Source organism: Nocardia ninae NBRC 108245 (genome assembly GCF_007990755.1).
Taxonomy (GTDB): Bacteria; Actinomycetota; Actinomycetes; order Mycobacteriales; family Mycobacteriaceae; genus Nocardia; species Nocardia ninae.
In genome coordinates this window covers 1-20,509 of sequence record NZ_BJXA01000016.1, presented here as the reverse complement: position 1 = coordinate 20,509, position 20,509 = coordinate 1, and the positions used below count along the sequence as shown (strand labels likewise).

Genomic DNA, 20,509 nt, shown 5'->3' with positions numbered 1-20,509 from the left:
ACACAACTCCCGGCCGCAGCAAAACCCACACCGCCCACCCGAAACCACCCACCCACCCAGCAACAAACACACTCAGCACGAAAACTGCTACAACACAACAAGATAGAGAAGACTTTCAACACGCTAGACAGCTTGTGCTACGCTCCTGCAACGTAAAATAACAGCGCTCGAACACACGGCCGTTCCATCAGTGACGCGGCGAGGAGTTTAAGTCCCCTCTCGCGCACAGCTTTGCGTCACGCGTGACGCAGCCGCGGGTCGGGTGCCCGAGGGTTCTCGGACACCCGGGTACACCCGCTAATTACCAGCGTTTATCTGCGCAAACATGTCGGCCGCCGGTCGGAAACGGCACTCCCTCGCGATGCCCGCAAGCGCTTCCACACGGAGATACAGACCGCCCACGCTGGTTCCGCACAACTCCCCCCACCGGAACTGATCCACCGTCCAGTTCGCCGCGCCCAGATTGTCCGAGTAGCTGACGTGGCCCGCACGAACGGTGTGTCGCCGGTAAACGATGACCGCCGAATCGCTGACAAGCACATCATGGGAGCGCTATGGTGACCGACCGCCATTCGCCTGAAAGTAGCCACCAGGACGAACCCGACAGCTGACCGTCACTCTCGCCGCCGCGCGCGCTGCCCCCGCCTGCGACCCATCGGCCCGGCGTCGACGGTCGATCACCCGGGCACTTTGCGGCTGAGGTGTTCGTAGGCGCGATACTGAGCCGCACGGTCCTGAAGGTCCTGCTGGACCACGTCGAAGGATCCGGAGCCGACGATGAGGCGCCGCGGCGGGTCCGGAAGGTCCACCAGCTCCATGATCACCGGAGCTGCGGTGTCCGGGGCGGGTCCGGCGTCCTCGCCCCACATCGCGATCAGCTCGTCGCGCAGCTGCTGGTAGTGCGGGTCGGGCGTGGTCGCGGTGGTACCTGTGGTGAACAGGCCAGTGTCGTAGCCGCCCATCTGGACGATGGTGAGCTCCACTCCGAACTGTTCGGCCTCCATCGCCACGGCCTCGCTCACCGAGTCCAGCGCCGACTTGCCGGCCGCGTACATGCCGACCATGGGAAACCCGCCGCCGGTCCCCATCGTGGTGACCTGCAGGATGCGTCCACCACCCTGGGCGCGCAGGTGCGGCAGTACAGCCTGGGTGACCCATACCGCACCGAACAGGTTCACGTCGAAATGGGCCCTGATCTGCTCCTCGCTCGCCTCCTCCACCATGCCCAGAAGCATGGCGCCGGCATTGTTCACCACGATGTCGAGCCTTCCGAAGGCCGAGGCCGCCTGCTCCACGGCCACGAACACGGCCGGGCGGTCGGTGACATCGAGCGTCATCGGCACCAGGTGGTCGGGGTACTGCCGCGCGAGGTCGGCAAGGGGCTCGATATTGCGCGCGACTCCGATCACCCGGTCGCCAGCCTGTAACGCCGCCGCCGCGAACGCCCGGCCCAGTCCTCGTGACGCACCCGTGATGAGCCATACCCGGGTCATGGGCTCCACCTCCTCCTACTCGATCCACTGTGACGAGACAAGACGATACGTCTCGCCGCCGACCCTGACAAGACGGACCGACTCGTCTTGCGTCGCTGCTATGATCCGAGCATGGTCAAGCAGCCCGATCCCGCGCGCCGTAGTGAACGCTCCCGGCAGGCCATCCTCGCCGCGGCTCGCGAACTGGTCTCCGAGCTGGGGTATGCGAAGTTGTCGGTCGAGGCCATCGCGGCCCGGGCCGGTGTGGGCAAGCAGACCATCTACCGCTGGTGGCCTTCCAAGGGCGCGGTGGTCCTGGACGCGTTCCTGGCGCTCAGCGAAGAGGGGCCGGACCAGAGCATGGCACTGCCCGACACCGGCGACCTGAAGGCAGATCTCAAAACCGTGATGCGTGCGACGGTGGCCGAATTCGCCGATCCCGCGTTCGAGGGACCGATCCGCGCGCTCAATACCGAGATCATCAACGACCCAGTCCTCGCCGCCCAGTACCACGCCAAGCTGGCCGGCCCGTTGGACGAGGCCAAGAAGGACCGGCTCCGCAGCGCGCAACGGGCCGGGCAACTCGACGCAAACGCCGATCTCGACCTGGCGCTCGAATTGCTCTACGCGCCCGTCTATCAACGCTGGCTGCTCCGGTCCGGCCCGCTGACCACCGAATACGCCGACTCCCTCGTCGAGGTCTTCCTCAAAGCCATGCGGCCGGACGCTGCCGGGTAATTCCGCGGACACACCGGGTACCGGCACTGCTGTGGGGCCGGAGCGCAATTGCCCCGCATCCGGCCGTGTCGACCTATCGGACCGGCACAGCGGTCCACTGCTCGGCCGGAGGGCGGCCGGGCAGCGGCTGTCCGATGAGGGCGAGCGGAACGAAGAAGTTCACCTGGCCGATGGCCATGGCGAGGGTGGCCATGGCTTTGTCGTCGTAGTGTTCGGCAGCGTGGGCGTAGAGCTCCTCAGGTACCCGCTCACCGTGCGCGGACGGTTGCAGGACAGCCTCGACCAGCGCCAGCGCGGCGCGTTCGGCGTCGGTGAAATAGGGGGCGTCGCGCCAGGTCGCGACCGCGGCGATCCGCTCCTCGGACTCCCCGGCGGTGCGCAGGTTGCCCGCGTGCAGGATGGCGAGGTAGGTGCTTGCGACGATCTGGCCCGCGCGTAGCTGGATGAGACCGATCGTGGCCCGCGGAATCGCCCCGTTGCCGGTGGCCTTGAACAGCGCCGCGCCGACCTCACCGAGTTCGGGAACCAGTTGCTGGGGATTGGGCAGCCGGGAGCCGCTGCGCCGCTGGGTGGTGGTGTTCGCGTTCATCGTGTTCCTTCTCTGTTGTGGTGAATCGGCCGGGGTCAGGCGGGCTGGGGCCGGTTTCCGGAGATGCCGAGCGCGCGCAGGGTGGCGGTGCCCTGGGGCAGCCAGGCGCGGGCGGCGAAGGTGGCGGCGGCGAAGCACAGCGGCATCGCCCACTTGTCGGGGCCGTCCCCGGCGGCCATGTGGGAGGTGGCGGCGCCGCCGTAGACGAAGACCAGTCCGGCGTAGGCCCATTCCTTGGTTTGCGGGTGGCCGGGGGTCAGGATCGCGGCGAGGGCGGCGGTCTTGGCGACACCCAGGATGGTGGCGAAGTACATGGGGTAGCCGAGGTGATCGAAAGAGTCGCGGACGTAGGAGATCCGGGCGAGGTCCCAGTAGGCGCCGACCGCGGTTTCGGCGAGCACGGCGGTCACGGGAATCCAGCGGGCGAGTTTCAGGGTGCGGGAGATCATCGACGTGGTGCGAGTAGACATGTTCGTTGCTCCTGAATAGTTGGTCGGCCGGTAGCGGGTCAGGCGGCCGAGGCGATCGGGGTGCCGGTGGCGGCGCGGTATACGGCGGCGGCGAGCCGGGCGTTCTCGGGGGCGTTGAAGGCGAAGGCGGCGCGGCGGCGGGTGTAGCCGTAGGCCAGGCCGCTGTGTGGGTCGGCGAATCCGTCCGAGCCCGCGGAGCCGGTGTGTCCGAAGGCGTGGGTGCCGAGGAACGGATACAGCAGACTCTTGGCTTCGAAACCCAGTGCGTAGGGCGCCTGTGCACCGCGCACCAAATCCGCTCCACCGGAATGGATGGCGGAGACGATGGCGATGGTTTCCAGGGACAACAGCGGTTCCCGGCCAGCGATGCCGGTGGTGGCCGCGGCATACATCGCTGCGACGCCGTTCGCGCTGCCGACGCCACCGGCCGAGCCTTGGCCGCGGCGGCGCAGGGTGGTGTCGTTGGGCAGTGTCATGACGTCGGCGGCGGTGAAGCCGCGCGCGTTGAGGTTGTAGGCGATGCCCGCGATCCCATGGGGGTTGGGTGCGTTGGCGGCGAAGGCCGCTTCCATCTCCGGGGTCGCTCGCCACGGCAGGATCGGCAGGTAGCGGTGGTCGAGTTCGGCGGGCAGGCCGAGGTAGACATCCAGCCCGTAGGGGGCGCGTATCCGTTGTTCGAACAGTTCCTGGATGGTGCTGCCGGTCACTGCCCGCACCACTTCGCCGATGATGGCGTAAGTGACGAACCCGCCGTATCCGTGGACCGATCCCGGTTCGAAGAAGGGCCGCTGCCCGATCAGTCGTTCGGCGATGATCTTTTCGTCGGCGAGTTCGGCGATGGTGAGTCCGCCGTCGACCCCGACGATCCCGGACCGGTGGACGAGTACGTCGCGCACGGTAATGCGCTGTTTACCCGCGGCGGCGAATTGTGGCCAGTAGTGGGCGATCGTCTGGTCGACATCGAGGACACCGTCTTGGATGAGCAGCGCCACCACCAGGCCTGCGGCGCCCTTGCTGGTGGAATGCAAACCGGTCAGCGTATTGCAGGAAACGTCCCGGCCGGCCCACAGGTCCACCACTTTCCGGCCTCGCACGAACGCGGCCAGCTGCGCACTCGATTCCCCGTCCTCCTCGGTGACGACGGCGGCGAACTCGGCATGCACCTGCTCGTATCCGTCGGCAACGGTGCCGTGTACTTCGATCTCGTTCACAATGTTGTTCCTCTCGATAGCAGCCGAGATGGCGCGCGAGGCGGGAGCATTCGGCTCCGAAAAGCCGCCGCGATCGGCGTTCTGGTGCACTGACGGACGGCGGCGAGAAAACGTGACCGCAACACGGAAAAGGGCAGGTAGAGCCCGCTCCTACCCGGCTCGGGTCCACTTCCGGCGGCCGGTTCGGGGCGAAGCGCACACCGAACCGGTGATGGGAAAAGCCAGCGAAGACTTATAGGGTCACGTTTTCCGCCGCCCATTCGTCATCGGTACGGGACTAGATCGAGGAGGACCCCGTGCACGATGACCAGTTCCTGGCCGAGGAATTCGAAGGACACCGCACCCACCTGCGGGCGGTCGCCTACCGGATGCTCGGCTCGCTCACCGACGCCGACGACGCGGTCCAAGAGGCGTGGCTGCGCTTGGCACGTACCGACACCAGCGACGTCGGCAACCTCGGCGGTTGGCTGACCACCGTCGTCGGCCGCGTCTGCCTGGACATGCTGCGCTCCCGCAAAACCCGCAGCGAAGAACCACTGGAAGCCGACCACCTGCCCGATCCGGTGATCACCAGCGAGTCCACCCTCGATCCGGAACACGAAGCGCTACTTGCCGACTCGGTAAGCCTGGCATTGCTGGTCGTGCTGGAATCGCTGAGCCCCGCCGAACGACTCGCCTTCGTCCTGCACGACATGTTCGCGCTGCCGTACGAACAGATCGCACCCATCGTCGACCGCACTCCCCAGACCGCCAAGAAACTGGCCAGCCAGGCCCGCCGCCGAGTCCAGGGTTCGAGTCCGGGCCCGGATTCGAACCGGGCCGGTCATCGCCGCGTCGTCGACGCTTTCCTCACCGCCGCCCGCGGCGGCGACTTCGAGGAACTGCTGCGCCTCCTCGACCCCGACGTGGTGCTGCGCGCCGACTCCGGCGCAGCGATGCGCGTGATCCGTGGCGCGGCCGCCGTCGCCGGACAAGCCGAAACCTTTCAGCGCATGGCCACCCTCTGCACCATCCACCCCGCCTTGGTCAACGACTGTGCAGGATTGGTCAACACCGTCGAGGGCGCCCCCTTCTCCGTCCTCGCCTTCACCGTTGCCGGTGATCGCATCACCGCGATCGACATCCTGTCCGATCCCAACCGACTCGCCCATCTCGATCTAACCGCAGTCCTCGGATGAAGCCGACACAAGACGACGCCGCGACCAGACCCTGCCGGAGGAGAGCGGAAAGAACCCGGCGTCGGGCCCGAGGAGCTGGTGAACACTGAAACAGGCGGCCGCGCCTCGAGATTCGGCCTCAGGCGCGGCCGACGCCGTCGCCATGTGATCATGAGCGCGGGAACGGACGCGGGAAACGTCACGATGCGAGAAGGAGTACCGATGGTGTCCATCGAGATGGTGCCGACGGAGGCGGCGGACGATACCGCGCTACTCGCGGAGCTTGCCGACCTGGTGAATCGAGTGTACGAAGTGGCCGAAGCGGGTCTGTGGCGTGACGGCGCCAGCCGCACAACGACATCCGAGCTGGCCGGGTTGATCACCGACGGTCATGTCGCCGTGGCGCGCGATGAGGATGGCCGAATCGTTGGTGCCGTCCGCATTCAGCAATTGGCCGATGGCATCGGCGAATTCGGCATGCTGGTGTGCGCGCCCGAGCAGCGCGGCACCGGAATCGGCAGTGCTCTAGTCGATTTCGCCGAGCGCCACTGTGTCGATCAGGGTGCGCGGACGGTGCAGCTGGAGCTACTGGTGCCCCGCAGCTGGGCGCATCCGGTGAAGGAGTTTTTGCGCGGCTGGTATCTGCGGCTCGGGTACGCCCTCGAGCGTAAGGGTGCGCTGGACGAGAGCTACCCGCACCTGGTGCCGCTGCTCGCCACCCCGTGCGATTTCCTCATCTTCCACAAGCCGATGCGCTGATCCGCACGCCGTATTGTCCATCCGCACCACTGATCAGGAACCACTCATGGCCACACACTCGCCGAAGCAGATAGATCTACCCCGCGACGCCCTATCGGACGTTCTCCCTGACTCCACACTGTCCCTCTTCACTGCAGACGATCTCGCCGAACTCGTTGTCTTGCAGCGATGCTGCTGGGTCCCGGAGGCGGTGCTCAACAACATGCTCGACCTCCCCCCACTGCACGAGACTCACGACGAGGTACTGGCGTGGGCGACTACGTCGACGACTCTGGTCGTCCGGAAGCGCGGGCGTCTGGTCGCTGCGGTGCGCGGCCAGGTCGAAGGTAGCGACTGGCACGTCGGCCGGCTCATGGTCGCTCCCGACCTGGCCGGTCGAGGAGCCGGTTCCCACCTGCTGCGCCTGATCGAAAGTCTCGCTCCCCCGCACGTCGAGCAATTCATCCTGTTCACCGGCGCACGCAGCGAACGCAACATCCGCATGTATCAGAACGCGGGCTACCAACTCCTGCCCACGCCGGATCCCCTCCCACCCAACCACATCAGCGGTGCGGTCCACATGGTGAAGCCCAGGCTCTGATCAAGTCGACGGCACAAATGCACACCGACCAGATGCACCATGATCCCGCTGCGCGCATGATCCGGAACAGTCGAGGACATACCGGAGTCGAGTTTCATGTACGACGTCATCGTGGTCGGCACGCGCTGTGCTGGTTCACCATCGGCCCGGCGTCGAGCAGTCCAGTGCGTCGGAAGTGGCGGTCGACAGCCGCTATGGGTGTGCCCGAGGATGAGGCGTGATCGAAACGACGGCGGTGCTGGGAGTGGCCGCGATCGAGCTGGGAATGGTGCTTACGCCAGGGCCGAACATGGTGTATCTGGTATCGCGGACCGTATCGCAGGGACGGCGCGCGGGTCTGGTGTCGTTGTCGGGCGTGGCCATCGGGTTCATGGTGTATCTCGTGGCCGCCACCGTCGGGCTTACCGCGATCTTCGCGGTGGTGCCCGGGTTGTACTTGGCCCTGAAGCTGGCCGGCGCAGCGTATTTGGCGTACTTGGCGTGGAAGACGTTGCGCGGCGGCCTCTCGGTGTTCGAGCCGTCCGGTCTGCCCGCCGACTCCATGGGCAAACTCTTCACCATGGGTCTGGTCACGAACCTGCTCAATCCGAAGATCGCGATCATCTACATGGCACTGATTCCGCAGTTCGTGACTCCCGAACACGGGCGAATTTGGTTGCAGAGTCTGCTGCTCGGCTCGGTGCAGATCGGTATCGCGCTAACCATCAACGGCCTGATCGTGCTCGGTGCCGCCAGTCTCGCATCGTTCCTGTCCGGCCGGCCGCTGTGGCTGCGGGCGCAGCGCTGGGTCACCGGCACGCTGCTGGGCGCAGTCGCGGTCCTGCTGGCCACCGACCGCACCCGCCCCGTTACGGCCTAGGCAGACCGGCGCGTCGATCCCAGACCGACGCGCCCGCAGCCAGCTCAGTCAGCACGGTGATGCGCGTGCGACGAGGCGCGGTGGTCTGCTCGCCTGGGATGGACGGCCAGGTGCGCGTCGAGGGTCGCGATAGCAGTTTCGGCCGGCAACCCGACCGGGTCGGTCAGCATGCGCACCGATAGCCCTTCGACCAGTGCGGACAGCAGTCGCGCCTCGAGTGCGGGTTCGACCTCGGCCGCGTATTCGCCGGATTCGATAGCGGATTCGATGGCCTCGATCAGTTGTGCCTGGGTGCGTTGCTGATAGGCCGACTCGATCGCGGCGAGTTCGTCGGTGACGACGGCGCGCGCGAGGAACGCGATCCATACCTTCACCAACCGCGCTCGTGCCGCGTCGACCGGAAGCCAATCCACCAGGACAGCCCGCAGTGCCGCTGCCACGCCGTGCTCGTAGCTCACCTGCGCCGCGCGGTCGTCGAGGAGCTGTTCGACGTGTCTGAATGCGGCGATCAGCATTTCGTCCTTGGTGCGGAAGTAGTACTGCACCTTCGCTGGGGACACCCCGACTTGTGCGGCGACCTCACGCACGCTCACCGCTTCCATGCCTCGGGTCGCCGCAACGTCGAGGACGCCGTCCAACAGCTCGGCGCGCCGCAGGGCGTGCGCGTTGTCCGTCACCATCGCACCGCTCACTGCTTCTCGACCGGACTGATATAGACGGCGTCGCGGGTGATACCGACGAACTTGCTCATGGATTGACCTCCAGCACGGGAACTGTCGCGGTGGTCTGACGACTCGCCGGTCCATACGACTGTACAGTACAGTCGTATGGACTACTTGGAGAGGTAAGGGATGAATTCAGGATTCAAAGCCGTGATCATGGGCGGCATTACCCTCGTTATCGGTTTCGTGCTGTGGCGGTTCGCCGGCGATGTTGATACGCCGGTCGTCACGCTGACCAAGCTGGGCATCGTGTTGATGGTCCTGGGTGGGCTGGAGGTCCTCTACGGACTCTTCAAATCTGTCGTCGGCAAATCCGTCACGTAAGTTCTCGGCTTGCGGTGGCCGGACTTCGACTAGCGATCCACCGCGTATCGACGCGCACGACATCAGGACCGCCGCAGCGGAATTACTGCACCGTCGTCGATTCGTGGGTCCGGACGGCATGCGGCAAGATTGCCCGCATCATGACCGAGAACGGCAGCCCTTACCGCATCAGTCGGCGACTGGACATCGCCCGCCTCGTGCTGTTCGCCGCGTTCTTGTGTGTGATGTTCTATCTCGTCGCCGTCGCCCGCGTAATCGACATCGACGCCGTGCGCGAGCTGATCGAGTCGACCGGCCCGGTCGCACCGCTGGTCTATGTGGTGGCCTCGGCCGCCCTCGGCGCGATCTTCGTCCCCGGCACGATCCTGGCCGCGGGCAGCGGCCTGCTGTTCGGTCCACTCGTCGGCACCTTCGTCACGCTCGGCGCGACCGTGGGCACGGCAATCATCGCCAGCGTGCTCGGACGGCGTGCGGGCCGCGAGAGTGCACGCAGGCTGATCGGAGCCCGCCGCGCCGAGCAGATCGATACGCAGATCGAGCGGCGCGGCCTCTGGGCTGTCGTCGGGCAGCGCTTCGTCCCCGGGATCTCGGATGCGCTGGCGTCGTATGTCTTCGGTGCGTTCGGCATTCCGGTGTGGCAGATGGCGGTCGGCGCCTTCATCGGCTCGGCGCCGCGCGCCTTCGTCTACACCGCACTCGGCGCATCGATCGGCGACCTGTCGGCGCCCCTGGCCTACACCGCGATCGCGGTGTGGTGCGTCACCGCGATCCTCGGCGCCGTCGCACTACATCGCGGATACCGCGGCTGGCGTAGGCGCGGCGAGCATCGAGACGCCGTCTCGGACGCAGGTTCGCAGCGCGACCCCGCTGCATGAGCATCCACCGCTACCGTCTGTACGCGTGAGATCGACTCACGAGAGGCTGCCGCATGCGGAAACTGACCTTTGGCATGAATGTGACCCTGGACGGCTACATCGCCGCGCCCGGCGACGACCTCGGCTGGAGTGGGGGGCGAGGGACCGGACTCGTCACCGAGCGACGAGCTGTTCCAGTGGTGGTCCGACCGGGTGGCGGCGACGGGCCTGGCGCTGTATGGGCGCAAGCTGTGGGAGGCGATGAGTTCCCACTGGCCGACCGCCGACCAGCAGCCCGGCGCCACACCGGCGGCGATCGAGTACGCCCGTCGCTGGCGGGACATGCCGAAGGTGTTGTTCTCCGCGACGACCAGCACAGTCGACTGGAACACCCGCCTGTTCACCGGCGACGCGGTCACCGAGATCACGCGGCTCAAGGCCGAGGACGCCGGCCCGATGGACATCGGCGGCGCGACGCTCGCCGGTGCGGCTATGCGGGCGGGGCTGATCGACGAATACGTGCTGGTCACCGTGCCGGTCCTGGTCGGCGGCGGCACACCGTTCTTCACCGCGCTGGACAGCTGGGTGAACTTGAACCTGGTGGAGACCCGGATGTTTCCCGGCGGAGTGCTGCTGACCCGGTACGAGACGAGGCGATGAGCGCGGGCCAGACAGTCGGCGCGGTGTTGCGTGCGACCCACGACAGCGGGTCCGTGGCGACGATCGAACAAGTCCAGCAGCGACCCGTTCAGCGGAGAGGGCAGTCGCAACGCATTCGGCCTACTCGAAACCCCGCGCAACGTGTTCTAGCTCCATTACAGCTCAGGACGTAGAACGCAACCCGCGCGCGAGCCATGAACCGACGACCGTCAGCGCTCGGTGGTCCAACCTTGGTTGATCCGTTCGAAATACGCGTCGTCCGCCGCTTGCACCTGCTCCTCCGTCAACGTCCGACGCTGTTCCGCAGGCGGGTTCTCCGTCGTGCCGAGAATCTCCTGCAGCTGACTGCGCAATCGAGGATCGGCCGTCCGAGCGACCTCTTCGGTTTTGGCGCGAACGTCGGCTCGGGCACGGCGATGGCAGTCCAGCAGCGCATTGGTCAGCTGCGCGGTGGACCATCGCATCGCAGCCGGTGCAATATGCAGGGTCGTGATGTCTCCGCCGGCGTTGACCTCGATGGTGATGCCCCGCAGCTCACCCCGCCCGGTCACAGCTGCGGCCGACTTCGCGAGTGTTTCTGCGCTGCGGCGGATTTCGGCGAGTTCCTGCTGAAGCTGCTGCTCCCATCTCTGCAGGTCGGTCATGAGCGGCCCAGCTTCTTCCTGATCTGCTTCACGATGCTGGGCACTGGTCGGCGCTCGTCGTCACGTGCCTTCTCTTGTCCGGTGTAAACCCGGTAGTAGTGAGCGAGATTGGGTCCCAAGAGTTCGACGATGCCAGGATTGTCGAAGACGTTCTCTACAAATGACACCGCGATCAGATCGGATACCGGACCGCGTCCATCGCCCCAAGCCCGTTCGAGCTCGAGGAAGAACGGTGCCAATCGTGATCGCGGATCGTCACTGTTCTGAACAACCTGCGCCACCCATCGAGCGATGTCGCCCATCAACAGTGTCGGGAGAAGCTCGTCGTTATCGCGGATGTGTTCAGCGATCAGCGGGCGGATCTCCGGCTCGAGAGCCGCGAGTTCGTCGACGAACCGCGCTTGCTCGGGCACCAGGCTCCGAGTCCAGGTGTCGAGCATGTCCAGAATCTCTTTATCGGTCTGCTCATTCATAATCTCGCCTCACCCTCTACCGCCCCGCCAATGCGTCCATGAGGTTCTGCAGTTCCCGAATCGCCACCGCCCGATCGGCCGGATCGGTATTCGACTTGTCCATAAGCCATTTCGCGAGTCCTCGCTGTGTCTCCATCGCTTTCTGCAGATGCCATCTACCTTCAGTGGGCTCCAGAGTTCGATACTCGTTGCGAACAGCGTCCGCAGTTGTCCCGTCCCCAACTCGGGCTGGGTTTTCCGCGCCCTTGTAGAGGTCGTCCAGCATGTTCTGCAGTTTGGTGTTGTTCACCTTCGGCTTCACTGCAGGCGGCTTGGGTGGGAGCTCGGGCAGCCCACCACCGGAGTCGGACCGCCACCACTTGGTCTTGGCCTTCTCCAACCACTCCCCGAGCTTCGTCAGCAACGGCTTGAGCTTGCCGGTGACTATCGAGCCGAGCCTGCCGACGATTGCGGTGACTTTGACGACAAGCCGATCAATGATGCGGCCTATGCGCGCAGCGTAGATGCCGATTCGCGCGATGACCGCTCCATTGCCGAGCTCGGATAACCCGCCCGTGAACGGGATCAAGACAGCCAGGCCGGCTTCGATCGCGGCCGTCTCGATGAGCATTTGCTTCAGCTCGGCCAGGATCTCGTGATGTGCGTCGTCGAGGTGCTGGGCGTACTCGGAGCACGAATCCCCGATCTCCCGGAACGCGGTCTCCAACTCGAGAAAGTTGTCGGCTGTCTCGCTACAGGCCGCGACTGCGGCGGGGATTTCGGCCGACCGCTGGTTTTCGAGCAGACCAACGGTCGCTGGGAACCGGCTGGTGGCGGTACCCATCGACTCCGCGGCGGCGTACCAAACGTCTTTCGCGGCCCGCAACTGGTCCTGATGGCCATTCGGCCACACCAACCCCGATACCGACTTGATCAACGACCACCCGAATGGCTCCGGGCCACCGCCACCGCCCGCCGAGGGAACTCTGATCGCCAAACACGGATCCATCCCGGGTTTGGGCGCCGACGGCGGTTCGACGCCATTGGCACCGGCCTCGGCAACAGCATGGTTGTGCGCACCTGCGGCTATCAGATCGCTGGTGCGGGCACATGTCGATACCAGCTTCGACGAGGTTTGCAGTGCCGCATCTACAGCCTCGTCGTATGACTTCGCCCATTGCGCACCGGCGTTGTCGCTGCCACCCATTCCGGCGTATCCCGACAATGTCAGCAGCAGCGCGCCGTGCACCTCGCCGGCGTCATCGCGGATGAAACCGACTCCTTCACTGGCCGAGCGATAGTCATCGCCTCGGCAAACGATGACCGGAAAGGGCGTCGGCGGACTCACGGCCACATCTCGGTGTTGGTCTGGACAGCCCCGGTGTAGTTCGTGTGTGCACGTCGCGCAACCTCACGCAGCTCATCGAGGTTCTCCCGCATCTCCGCCGCGCCCGCCATCCATCGGTCGTGGGCAGCGCGCTGAGCTTCGGCCGCATTGCTCGACCAGGACAGATGCAGATCAGCAATATGCTGATCGACTTCCCGCAACCATCCTTCGACCTCAGTTCCGAATTTCGCCATAGTGGCGATCGCGTCGTCGAGTTGCTGGAGGTTCACGCGGTAGCTGTAATCGTCCGCCATCCCTTACACCTACTCTCCGGCTTGTGCGATCGCGTCCCGATTTACTTGATCTCGCATCTCATACCGATGTGCCGCATCAACAAGATTCGACGCTGACTCCTCCAGCGCAGCGGCGATATCATCCGCCCCTTGCTTCCACTCGATCCAGGATTCGTCGTAGGCCGAGGCAGCATTTCCCTGCCACCCGTCGGCCAGCAGCTCCTGGCCGACCGTCTTATCGAGCTGGACTATCCCGTCCTTGATGATTTGCGCCTTGTCGGCAATGAAGCGTGCGGCATCCCGGAGCCGATCCGGCTCGACCTGAAGTTCGTCCGACATGCAGTCTCCCCTCGCAGCGCAGTCCGTGGACGCCTGAACAACTATAGGACGCAGCAATGATGCTCCCGGTTCTACAGAGCGTTCGACCTTGCCGGTGTCGGACGCGCGGCAGCCGGTGACCAGTGCCGACGACCCCGCCCTCCTCGTCAGGCGGGGTATCGGACGGCGACTACCACAAAACGGGTAGGCGCTCTGGGATTCGTTTCATGAAGCGGGTGCGCCAGACGAGTTGGTCGATGGGTACGGCTAGGTCGAGGGTGGGGATGCGGCTCAGTAGGACTTCCAGGCCGATTTGGGCGTGCTTGCGACTCAGGGCGGTGGCGGGGCAGAAGTGTTGACCGCCGCCGAAGGATAGGTGGGCGCTGGCGTTGGGGCGGTTCAGGTCGACGGTCTCAGGTGCGGGGAAGGCGGCGGGGTCGAAGTTGGCGCCTTCCACCAGTACGAGGACCAGCTCACCCTTGCTGACCAGGACATCTCCGAGTTGGACGTCTTCGGTGGCCAGTCGTGGCAGACCGTCGCCGATGGACAGGTTGATGCGCAGTAGCTCCTCTACTCCGGCGGGGATCAGCGCCGGGTCTGCGAGCAGTTGCGCCTTCAGTTCCGGATGCTGGATGAGCGACACCAGTGCCATGGTGAGGAAGCCGCCGGTGGAGATCACGCCGGCGCCGAACAAGGTGACTCCGACGGTGGCCAGCATCTGTTCGGAAACCTGCGCGTAGTCTGGATCGTCGCGCAGGGCGGCGAGTTCGGCCATCAGGCCGAAGGTTTCCGGGTCGTCGAGGCGCTCGACCATGTAGGCGATATCCCGATTCCAGTTGAGCTCGGCGGCTGGGATGGGCTCGGCGGAGTTCATGAACGCGATGTGCAGGCTGCGCATCAGCTTGGGTGCGTCCTGCTGCGGAATGCCGAGGAGGTGGCAGTGCAGTGCGGCCGCGAACGGGTCGGCGAAATCGTTGCGCAGATCGGCGGGCGCACCCTCGGCGACGAGGGCATCGATCAGATTTGTGGCCGTGGTTCGCATAAACTCTTCGAGGCCAGGCGATTTAGGGCTCAGGGCCTTCATTACTGCCTTACGTAAACCCGCACCCGTGATGTTGCCCATGTTGTTCACCACCTCCGGCGGGATGGTGAGGGCGTACTGGCGGGGCACTCCCGGCGCGGAGGTCTCCTTCAGCGAGAACCGGCGATCTTCCAGAACCTGTTTGCACAGGGCGTAGGAGCTCACCAGCCAGGCCTCGTCACCGGCGATGGTGCGTACCTTGCGGACAGGCGTTGCTTCGCGAAGTGCGTTGACCTCCTCGGGAATTCGGTCGCCACGGGCGGAGAACGGGAAAGCGAGCAAGGTGTCGAGAGTAGTCATGCGCCCGCTCCTTCGACAGGAGTGACGATGGCGTGGCCTTGGTTACGCGAGGCGCGAAGACCGGACCCACGCGCATACAGCAGTTCCGCCATCGGTAGTAGTTGGTGATAGCAGTTCAGTGACGAGGGCACCCCGAGGATCGCGGGCGTGTCCAGGAACAGTGGGGCCTCGGCACGGATGTAGTCGAGGCACACTTCGTGCTGACGGGGCGTAGGTGCGCGCCCATCCAGCACCTTCGAGGACAGGAACCGCGCCACCAGCTGATGACACACGGCGCGGAATTCCGCATCGTCGGCCGATCGTCTGACGAGATCCGCATGTAGGTCCCGGTACGCTTCGTTGGCCCGGAACTCCGACATCGCCTTCGCGAACAGTCGCCTCCCCTGCGGGTCGGCATCACCAACTGCCGCAACAATTTTGGCACGAACACCACGAATGTTCTTGTCCGCCTTACGGCGAGCGTCGAGCGCGGAGTACCCTACGGCTTCGAACATTTCGGCCACATACACATCTGTGTAGACGATGTCGACCCGATCGAAGTGCGCGAGTCCCCACTTGGCGAGATCGCGGATTCGCTGACCGGAGAAGTAACTGTTGCCTGGTGACACACCGATGACCGCGTGATCACCATCGCGCTGGACCACCTGGCAGTGCCGAGTGAACGGCTGAACCAGAAAGCCCTGCTGGACAATGGGTTTCAGAGATTCTGCTGCAGATCTGGAGAGCGTTGCCGACGTCACGATTGCGCGCCTTTCGCCGAAGGGGATCTACCGAATTACCCGCTCTGCCGAGGCAGTGGTGCACGCCGTTGTCCCCGAGCCCCTGCATCGCTCGCGAGTGCTTTAGATCCTCGCGGTGCTCACCGGGCCTCGGCAACGGTGAGAGATCCAAGGCCCGCAGCGCACCCGCGGGCCGAATTCTCATGATCGCACAATTCCGTGCCCGGTCGCCAGGCTCGCCCGTGGGAGCCGGATCCCGGCGGAACTGATCCACTGTCCAGTTCGGGTCGCCCAGGTCAGCTCAGTAGCTGGGGGGCGACCTCGTTTACGGTGTTTCGCCGGTGCACGATGCCAATAAACGCACTGACAAGCACATCGATGGCGCACTAGGTAGTCAGCCCAGCCTTCGCCCGAAAGTAGCCCATTACTCCGGCCCGGCATTCCGCTGGTCCGTCCCTGCGGCCACAGCAAGGCTGGGTCATCCCCGCCGAGGCGACGGACCGACCGATCAGCTCCGACACTGACGGAACGGCGCAGCGCTCACGGGAGATCACCATCGTGACGCGTTCGCCGCTGCCAGATCCGCCAGACCGGATCCGATGAAACAGGCTGCGCCGCAGACCGATACGCCCGCACCATCCCCACCAAAGCTTCGGCGACTTTCCCCATGAGCATGCCGACCAGCACCGACACCATGACTACCCATACCCCGTCGAACCCGAGTACGAACATCAGCACCGACGCTACGGCCAATACGAATGGAGTCGCATATGCGGTTTCTACGAGAAACCTTCGCAGTTGCGGCATTTCACTTACCTCCCCCAGCGCGCCGAGCACACTTCAGGGTAACGGCTTCGACGCCGAACTCGACGCGATCACCTAAAACGGCCACGGCGTCAGGCCAACGTGGCCAGCACGATATCCAGCGCCTTCCGCATATCGTCCGCCTCGATCCGCATCAGAGTGTCCTCATCGAGGGTCCGTAGATCAAGGGATTCGTCCATGGCCAAACGGTATTCGCGTTCTTCCTCCGCGCTCTCGATCACATTGCGGATGAACCGCCCGTTACCCGCGATGTCGACACCGCGCCGCGGCAGACCACTCTGGTCGGTGCGTTCCGCCGCGTACAGCTGCACACACGCTTCACGCAAGATCTCGACCGCCTCGTCCGAAAGTGCGGAATCACGTTTGCTGGCAATGAATTTGCCGATGTCACGCAGTTCATCGGGCGAGTAGGAGTCGAACTTCACCCGTTTGGCGAACCGGGAGGCGAGCCCGTCGTTGCTGGCCAGGAAGCGATCGATCTCGCCGTCGTAACCCGCGATGATCACCACCAACCGGTCTCGGTCGTTCTCCATCCGCGCGAGCAAAGTATCCACTGCCTCGCGTCCGAACGCGTCCCCACCGGAGAGCCCCTGCTGGATCAGCGTGTATGCCTCATCGACGAAAAGCACACCGTCCATGGCGGAGTCGATCAGCGCATTGGATTTGATCGCGGTGGAACCCAGATGCTGGCCGACGAAATCGGAGCGCTTGGTCTCCACCACCTTGTCGGTCTTGAGCAGCCCGAGCCCACAGTAGATCTTGGCGACCACACGGGCGATGGTGGTCTTGCCGGTACCGGGTGGACCGGTGAACGCCAGGTGCTGCCCGCGCGGCATGCTGCTGAGCCCCTTCTCCGCACGAATCTTGGCCATGGTGGCCGAGGACTGCAACTTGGCGACCTGCACCTTCACCGCCGCCAATCCGATCTGGGCCTGCAATTCCGCGCGGGCGGTAGCAAGAATCGTCTCGGCCCGGTCCTGGTGTTCCTGTTCGGCGGCCTCGTCCAGGGACGGCGCGGTCGCGGGATCCCAACGGTTGGTGCGTGATTCGATCTGCTCGCGGGTGGTGACCATGATCCGGAACGTCGGATCGCTCATGGCGCGAGCGTTCGAGGCGAAGCCGGGCACCTGGCTGTACACCGTCTCGAACAGCGACCGCGCCTCGTCCTCGTTGCCTTGCTCGCGCAGCGCGAGGCCGCGGCAGTACATGGCAGCGGTGCGGGCAGCCGGGATCGGACCGTGCTCGGCTTGTTCGAGGCGGCGCGTCGCCTCGCCGAACAGCCCGAGGTGCGCGCACGCGGTGCCGACCATGACGTGTGCGCCGACAGCCATGTACTGGTCCTGCCATTCGGCTGACCCGGCGAGCACCGCCATCACGTCGGGCCAGAGTTGGGCGGTGAAGTACAGGACACCGCGGGCGTAGGCGCAGAGCCGGTCGTCCAGCGCGCCATCAGGGTCGTCGGTGATTTTCTTGCGGCGCTCGTCCAGCTCGTCGAGCACATGCTGCGCCTCGTCGAACTGCTTGTCGTCCAGCAGCCGCATGGCGTGCGCGATCCAGATCTCGGTGAAGCCGGCGACCGGATAGTCGATGTACTGGCCGATCTGGAAGCGGCCCGCCAGCTGGCGCGGCGGCAACCCGAGCCGGCGCTGTTCGCGCATCAGCGAGGTGGTCGAGGTGCGGTGCAGCTGCCCGAACACCTCGTTGGACGCGTCCCCTGCGGCGAGGCGGCCCAGCCACGCGTCGCACATGTCCGGGTCGAGCTCGGTGGCCCGGCGGAAGGCCACCTTGGCGTATTCGAGGTTCTTGGCGGCCTGCTGGCCGTCGACCATCAGACCCAACGACAGCACGCCCGCGTCGAAGACCTGTTGGGCTGAACGAATCGCTGACATGCGGCGCAACGTAGCCGGAATACGTTGCCGCGTCACTCCTTACCCTGCTCGCGAGCATGCGGCATTCACCGGGGATTAACCGCGCGCGACCACCGCCGCCACAGAACCGCATGTCAGCGCCCGACCAGGGTTACGACTGAGGAAACTCACTGCTCAGCCCGCGCGAGCGAGCGACTCCGTTGTTAATTTCCCGAACGTGATGGAGTCCACGGCGATCGAGCCGCAACTGTGCCGGGTCTCGGTGATCGGTGGCAACACCCAGGTGGATGTGGTGCTGCCCGCGACCGTCGCGATCGCGAATTTCATCCCGGATGTGGTGGCGCTCATCGCTTCTCGCAATCCCGACCTATCCGAACTGGAGGACAACGGGCCGCTCGCCGCCCAGCACTGGACCCTGGCCCAGCCCGGTCAGACCGCGATCGATCCAGGGCGCACGCTCACCGAGGCCGAGGTGTTCGACGGCGACCTGCTGGTGCTGCGCGCGGTGGATTCGGTCGAGTCGCCGCCGCTGTTCGATGATGTGATCGACGCGGTCGCCCGGCTGACCGACGACTCCTTCAGCGGCTGGTCGGGTGAGTCGGCGGGCCGAGCTGGGATGGGTGGCGCGATCACGGCAGTGGTCGGCACGTGTTTCCTGCTGCTGTTCGCGGCGGCGCGTGGCTGGTCGGTGCTGGCCGGCTCGGCGGGCCTCGGCGTCGGCCTGGTTATCCTGATCGGCGCCGCCCTGGTCGCCAAGAAGTATGCGGCGACCGCTCCCGCCACCGCGCTGGCCCTGTGCGGGTTGCTCCTGATGGGCAGTGGCACAGCGGCATTGGTGCCCGGCCGCCCCGGCGCGCCACACCTGTTGTTCGGTGCGGCGGCCACCCTGCTGCTCGCGGTGATCGCGATGCGGGCGATCCCGGTGCGCACGACGATGTTCACCGGTGTCATCACGGTCGCGACGTTCGGCGTCGGCGCCGCGGGCACGGTGACGATCTGGGATGTCGCACCGCTCAAGGTTGCAGCCGGGATCATCGTCTTCGCGTTGCTCGGCATCACCCTCGCCTCACGGATCGCGGTGGCGGCCGCTCGGCTTCCGGTGCCTCCGGTACCGACCGCAGGCGGGGCCATCGACCCGCGCGACCACGAACCACGGCCGACCATCGAAGGCATCGGCGCAGTCGGCGCAACCGCCATCCCCTCGGCGGCCGGCCTCGGCGAACGATCGCGGCGCGCCAACGACTTTCAGTCCGGCATGATCTTCGGCATCGTCGCGATCACCGTGCTCGCGACGATCGTGATCGTCGCCTCGGCCACCGAACACCGCTGGCAGTGCGCGGTGCTGGCCGCTGCGGCCGGTGTCGTACTCGCCAGGCGCGGAAGGGCTTTCGCGGATCTGACCCAGGCCGCGGTACTGGTGGCCGGTGGCTGCGCGGCCTTGATCGTGCCTGCGGTGCTGTGGGGTGTGCGGATGCCGGAACTCGCCTTGCCCGCCGCGGGCGCGCTGCTGTTGGTGGCGGGGCTCGGCATGCTGATCGGGGTCGCCGGGCCGAACATGGAAGTCTCGCCGGTGGTGCAGCGGGCGGGCGAGATCTTCGAATACCTGCTGATCTGCATTATCGGTCCGCTCGTTTTCTGGATCCTCGACGTCTACGCCATGGCCCGGAATGCGTGAGCTCGTCCGATCTGCCGTCGTCGTCACCTTGACGCTCACGCTGGCGGTAGGTCCGGTCGGTGCGGCACTCGGCGTGGCACCGCCCGTGGTCGATCCGGGGGCGCTGATCACGAATGCCCCAGTGGCCCCGCCTGTTCCGTCCGAGCAGCGGCTGCTGTGCTCCCAACCGATCTGGACCGGACCCGCGCCCGTCGGAGTACCCGTGGCGCAGAAGGCGCTCGGGCTCCAAGCCGCCTGGCAGTTCAGCCGCGGCGAGGGACAGACCGTCGCGGTGATCGACACCGGCGTCAACCCGCATCCGCGACTGTCGGTGCGGCCGGGCGGTGATTACGTCTCCGATTCCGACGGCACCGCCGACTGCGACGGGCACGGCACCCTGGTGGCGGGTCTCATCGCCGGTCGGCCCGCACCCGAGGGCGGCGACGGCTTCTCCGGTGTCGCGCCCGCCGCCGCGATCCTCTCCATTCGCCAGACCAGCCTGGCCTACCAGGCCAAGAACAGCTACCGCTCCGACGATCCCGGCGCGATGTCGGCGGGTGGCTACGGCACCGTCGACACCCTCGCCAGCGCGGTGGTGCACGCGGTCGACAGCGGCGCCACGGTCATCAATAT

At 65.7% G+C, this 20,509-nt stretch carries 23 protein-coding genes and 1 pseudogene; 10 read left to right on the top strand and 14 right to left on the bottom strand.

Annotated features, from left to right (window positions below; genetic code table 11):
- Positions 1-677: 677 nt before the first annotated feature.
- Positions 678-1,493, bottom strand: a complete 816-nt coding sequence (locus NN4_RS14560) for an SDR family NAD(P)-dependent oxidoreductase (protein WP_147130756.1) — start codon at positions 1,491-1,493, stop codon at positions 678-680.
- 111 nt (positions 1,494-1,604) lie between these two features.
- Between NN4_RS14560 and NN4_RS14555 the strand changes: the two genes are divergently transcribed.
- Positions 1,605-2,210, top strand: coding sequence for a TetR/AcrR family transcriptional regulator (locus NN4_RS14555; RefSeq protein WP_147130754.1), 606 nt, complete (start codon positions 1,605-1,607; stop codon positions 2,208-2,210).
- Positions 2,211-2,283: 73 nt separating this feature from the next.
- On the opposite strand, the gene NN4_RS14550 is transcribed toward NN4_RS14555, so the two are convergent.
- From NN4_RS14550 to NN4_RS14540, 3 genes are read right to left on the bottom strand one after another with little or no spacing between them, the layout of a single operon-like run.
- Entirely contained in the window at positions 2,284-2,799 is a 516-nt protein-coding gene (locus NN4_RS14550; protein ID WP_147130752.1) for a carboxymuconolactone decarboxylase family protein, read from the bottom strand.
- A gap of 35 nt (positions 2,800-2,834) precedes the next feature.
- On the bottom strand, positions 2,835-3,269 hold the full coding sequence (locus NN4_RS14545) for a DoxX family protein (RefSeq protein WP_147130750.1): 435 nt from the start codon (positions 3,267-3,269) through the stop codon (positions 2,835-2,837).
- Positions 3,270-3,307: 38 nt separating this feature from the next.
- Positions 3,308-4,480, bottom strand: coding sequence for a serine hydrolase domain-containing protein (locus tag NN4_RS14540; RefSeq protein WP_147130748.1), 1,173 nt, complete (start codon positions 4,478-4,480; stop codon positions 3,308-3,310).
- A 296-nt stretch (positions 4,481-4,776) separates the two neighbouring features.
- On the opposite strand from NN4_RS14540, the gene NN4_RS14535 reads away from it, so the two are divergent.
- The 4 genes from NN4_RS14535 (at position 4,777) to NN4_RS14520 (ending at position 7,835) form a co-directional block, all read left to right on the top strand.
- Positions 4,777-5,658, top strand: a complete 882-nt coding sequence (locus NN4_RS14535; RefSeq protein WP_147130746.1) for a sigma-70 family RNA polymerase sigma factor — start codon at positions 4,777-4,779, stop codon at positions 5,656-5,658.
- Between the two features lie 201 nt (positions 5,659-5,859).
- The gene (locus NN4_RS14530) at positions 5,860-6,396 is read left to right on the top strand and encodes a GNAT family N-acetyltransferase (RefSeq protein WP_246180882.1); all 537 of its coding nucleotides are present in this window, start codon (positions 5,860-5,862) and stop codon (positions 6,394-6,396) included.
- Between the two features lie 46 nt (positions 6,397-6,442).
- Positions 6,443-6,976: a GNAT family N-acetyltransferase gene (locus tag NN4_RS14525; protein ID WP_147130744.1), complete on the top strand. Its 534-nt coding sequence runs from the start codon at positions 6,443-6,445 to the stop codon at positions 6,974-6,976.
- A 217-nt stretch (positions 6,977-7,193) separates the two neighbouring features.
- Entirely contained in the window at positions 7,194-7,835 is a 642-nt protein-coding gene (locus NN4_RS14520) for a LysE family translocator (RefSeq protein ID WP_147130742.1), read from the top strand.
- A 44-nt stretch (positions 7,836-7,879) separates the two neighbouring features.
- On the opposite strand, the gene NN4_RS14515 is transcribed toward NN4_RS14520, so the two are convergent.
- Positions 7,880-8,515, bottom strand: a complete 636-nt coding sequence (locus NN4_RS14515; RefSeq protein WP_186818420.1) for a TetR/AcrR family transcriptional regulator — start codon at positions 8,513-8,515, stop codon at positions 7,880-7,882.
- A 171-nt stretch (positions 8,516-8,686) separates the two neighbouring features.
- Here NN4_RS14515 and NN4_RS14510 point away from each other — a divergent pair, with 171 nt between their 5' ends.
- The 3 genes and pseudogenes from NN4_RS14510 (at position 8,687) to NN4_RS14500 (ending at position 10,395) form a co-directional block, all read left to right on the top strand.
- Complete coding sequence (locus tag NN4_RS14510; RefSeq protein WP_147130738.1) at positions 8,687-8,881, top strand: DUF5708 family protein; 195 nt, start codon at positions 8,687-8,689, stop codon at positions 8,879-8,881.
- Positions 8,882-9,021: 140 nt separating this feature from the next.
- On the top strand, positions 9,022-9,756 hold the full coding sequence (locus NN4_RS14505; protein ID WP_147130736.1) for a TVP38/TMEM64 family protein: 735 nt from the start codon (positions 9,022-9,024) through the stop codon (positions 9,754-9,756).
- A 53-nt stretch (positions 9,757-9,809) separates the two neighbouring features.
- A pseudogene (locus tag NN4_RS14500) lies at positions 9,810-10,395 on the top strand (dihydrofolate reductase family protein).
- A gap of 209 nt (positions 10,396-10,604) precedes the next feature.
- Here NN4_RS14500 and NN4_RS14495 read toward each other — a convergent pair.
- The 9 genes from NN4_RS14495 to eccA form a co-directional block, all read right to left on the bottom strand.
- Positions 10,605-11,039: a YbaB/EbfC family nucleoid-associated protein gene (locus NN4_RS14495; protein WP_147130734.1), complete on the bottom strand. Its 435-nt coding sequence runs from the start codon at positions 11,037-11,039 to the stop codon at positions 10,605-10,607.
- Positions 11,036-11,512 (bottom strand): DUF7674 family protein, encoded by a 477-nt coding sequence (locus NN4_RS14490; protein ID WP_147130732.1) that lies wholly within the window; start codon positions 11,510-11,512, stop codon positions 11,036-11,038. The genes NN4_RS14495 and NN4_RS14490 overlap by 4 nt, the downstream gene beginning before the upstream one ends.
- Before the next feature lie 16 nt (positions 11,513-11,528).
- Complete coding sequence (locus NN4_RS14485; protein ID WP_147130730.1) at positions 11,529-12,839, bottom strand: WXG100-like domain-containing protein; 1,311 nt, start codon at positions 12,837-12,839, stop codon at positions 11,529-11,531.
- On the bottom strand, positions 12,836-13,132 hold the full coding sequence (locus NN4_RS14480) for a WXG100 family type VII secretion target (protein WP_147130727.1): 297 nt from the start codon (positions 13,130-13,132) through the stop codon (positions 12,836-12,838). Before NN4_RS14480 ends, NN4_RS14485 begins: the two co-directional genes overlap by 4 nt.
- A 9-nt stretch (positions 13,133-13,141) precedes the next feature.
- Positions 13,142-13,450 (bottom strand): WXG100 family type VII secretion target, encoded by a 309-nt coding sequence (locus tag NN4_RS14475; RefSeq protein WP_147130724.1) that lies wholly within the window; start codon positions 13,448-13,450, stop codon positions 13,142-13,144.
- A 169-nt stretch (positions 13,451-13,619) separates the two neighbouring features.
- A complete protein-coding gene (locus tag NN4_RS14470) occupies positions 13,620-14,810 on the bottom strand; it encodes a cytochrome P450 (RefSeq protein ID WP_147130722.1) in 1,191 nt (396 codons plus the stop codon).
- Positions 14,807-15,550 carry a cyclodityrosine synthase gene (locus NN4_RS14465; RefSeq protein ID WP_281289350.1) on the bottom strand — a complete coding sequence of 248 codons (744 nt, stop codon included), beginning with the start codon at positions 15,548-15,550 and terminating at the stop codon, positions 14,807-14,809. Before NN4_RS14465 ends, NN4_RS14470 begins: the two co-directional genes overlap by 4 nt.
- 519 nt (positions 15,551-16,069) lie before the next feature.
- Entirely contained in the window at positions 16,070-16,261 is a 192-nt protein-coding gene (locus NN4_RS14460; protein WP_147130720.1) for a hypothetical protein, read from the bottom strand.
- Between the two features lie 164 nt (positions 16,262-16,425).
- Positions 16,426-18,243, bottom strand: coding sequence for a type VII secretion AAA-ATPase EccA (gene eccA, locus NN4_RS14455; protein WP_147130719.1), 1,818 nt, complete (start codon positions 18,241-18,243; stop codon positions 16,426-16,428).
- Between the two features lie 199 nt (positions 18,244-18,442).
- Here eccA and eccD point away from each other — a divergent pair, with 199 nt between their 5' ends.
- Both eccD and NN4_RS14445 read left to right on the top strand, forming a co-directional pair.
- Entirely contained in the window at positions 18,443-19,897 is a 1,455-nt protein-coding gene (eccD, locus tag NN4_RS14450) for a type VII secretion integral membrane protein EccD (protein ID WP_147130953.1), read from the top strand.
- A partial coding sequence (locus NN4_RS14445) for a S8 family serine peptidase (RefSeq protein ID WP_147130718.1) occupies positions 19,890-20,509 on the top strand: 620 nt, incomplete at its 3' end. The genes eccD and NN4_RS14445, both read left to right, overlap by 8 nt.

Excerpts from the sequence above, each read along its gene's own strand:
- NN4_RS14560 (WP_147130756.1), bottom strand. The coding sequence starts at position 1,493 with ATGACCCGGGTATGGCTCATCACGGGTGCGTCACGAGGACTGGGCCGG.
- NN4_RS14555 (WP_147130754.1), top strand. The coding sequence starts at position 1,605 with ATGGTCAAGCAGCCCGATCCCGCGCGCCGTAGTGAACGCTCCCGGCAG.
- NN4_RS14550 (WP_147130752.1), bottom strand. The coding sequence starts at position 2,799 with ATGAACGCGAACACCACCACCCAGCGGCGCAGCGGCTCCCGGCTGCCC.
- NN4_RS14545 (WP_147130750.1), bottom strand. The coding sequence starts at position 3,269 with ATGTCTACTCGCACCACGTCGATGATCTCCCGCACCCTGAAACTCGCC.
- NN4_RS14530 (WP_246180882.1), top strand. The coding sequence starts at position 5,860 with ATGGTGTCCATCGAGATGGTGCCGACGGAGGCGGCGGACGATACCGCG.
- NN4_RS14525 (WP_147130744.1), top strand. The coding sequence starts at position 6,443 with ATGGCCACACACTCGCCGAAGCAGATAGATCTACCCCGCGACGCCCTA.
- NN4_RS14515 (WP_186818420.1), bottom strand. The coding sequence starts at position 8,515 with ATGGTGACGGACAACGCGCACGCCCTGCGGCGCGCCGAGCTGTTGGAC.
- NN4_RS14510 (WP_147130738.1), top strand. The coding sequence starts at position 8,687 with ATGAATTCAGGATTCAAAGCCGTGATCATGGGCGGCATTACCCTCGTT.
- NN4_RS14505 (WP_147130736.1), top strand. The coding sequence starts at position 9,022 with ATGACCGAGAACGGCAGCCCTTACCGCATCAGTCGGCGACTGGACATC.
- NN4_RS14495 (WP_147130734.1), bottom strand. The coding sequence starts at position 11,039 with ATGACCGACCTGCAGAGATGGGAGCAGCAGCTTCAGCAGGAACTCGCC.
- NN4_RS14490 (WP_147130732.1), bottom strand. The coding sequence starts at position 11,512 with ATGAATGAGCAGACCGATAAAGAGATTCTGGACATGCTCGACACCTGG.
- NN4_RS14480 (WP_147130727.1), bottom strand. The coding sequence starts at position 13,132 with ATGGCGGACGATTACAGCTACCGCGTGAACCTCCAGCAACTCGACGAC.
- NN4_RS14475 (WP_147130724.1), bottom strand. The coding sequence starts at position 13,450 with ATGTCGGACGAACTTCAGGTCGAGCCGGATCGGCTCCGGGATGCCGCA.
- NN4_RS14470 (WP_147130722.1), bottom strand. The coding sequence starts at position 14,810 with ATGACTACTCTCGACACCTTGCTCGCTTTCCCGTTCTCCGCCCGTGGC.
- NN4_RS14460 (WP_147130720.1), bottom strand. The coding sequence starts at position 16,261 with ATGTTCGTACTCGGGTTCGACGGGGTATGGGTAGTCATGGTGTCGGTG.
- eccA (WP_147130719.1), bottom strand. The coding sequence starts at position 18,243 with ATGTCAGCGATTCGTTCAGCCCAACAGGTCTTCGACGCGGGCGTGCTG.
- eccD (WP_147130953.1), top strand. The coding sequence starts at position 18,443 with ATGGAGTCCACGGCGATCGAGCCGCAACTGTGCCGGGTCTCGGTGATC.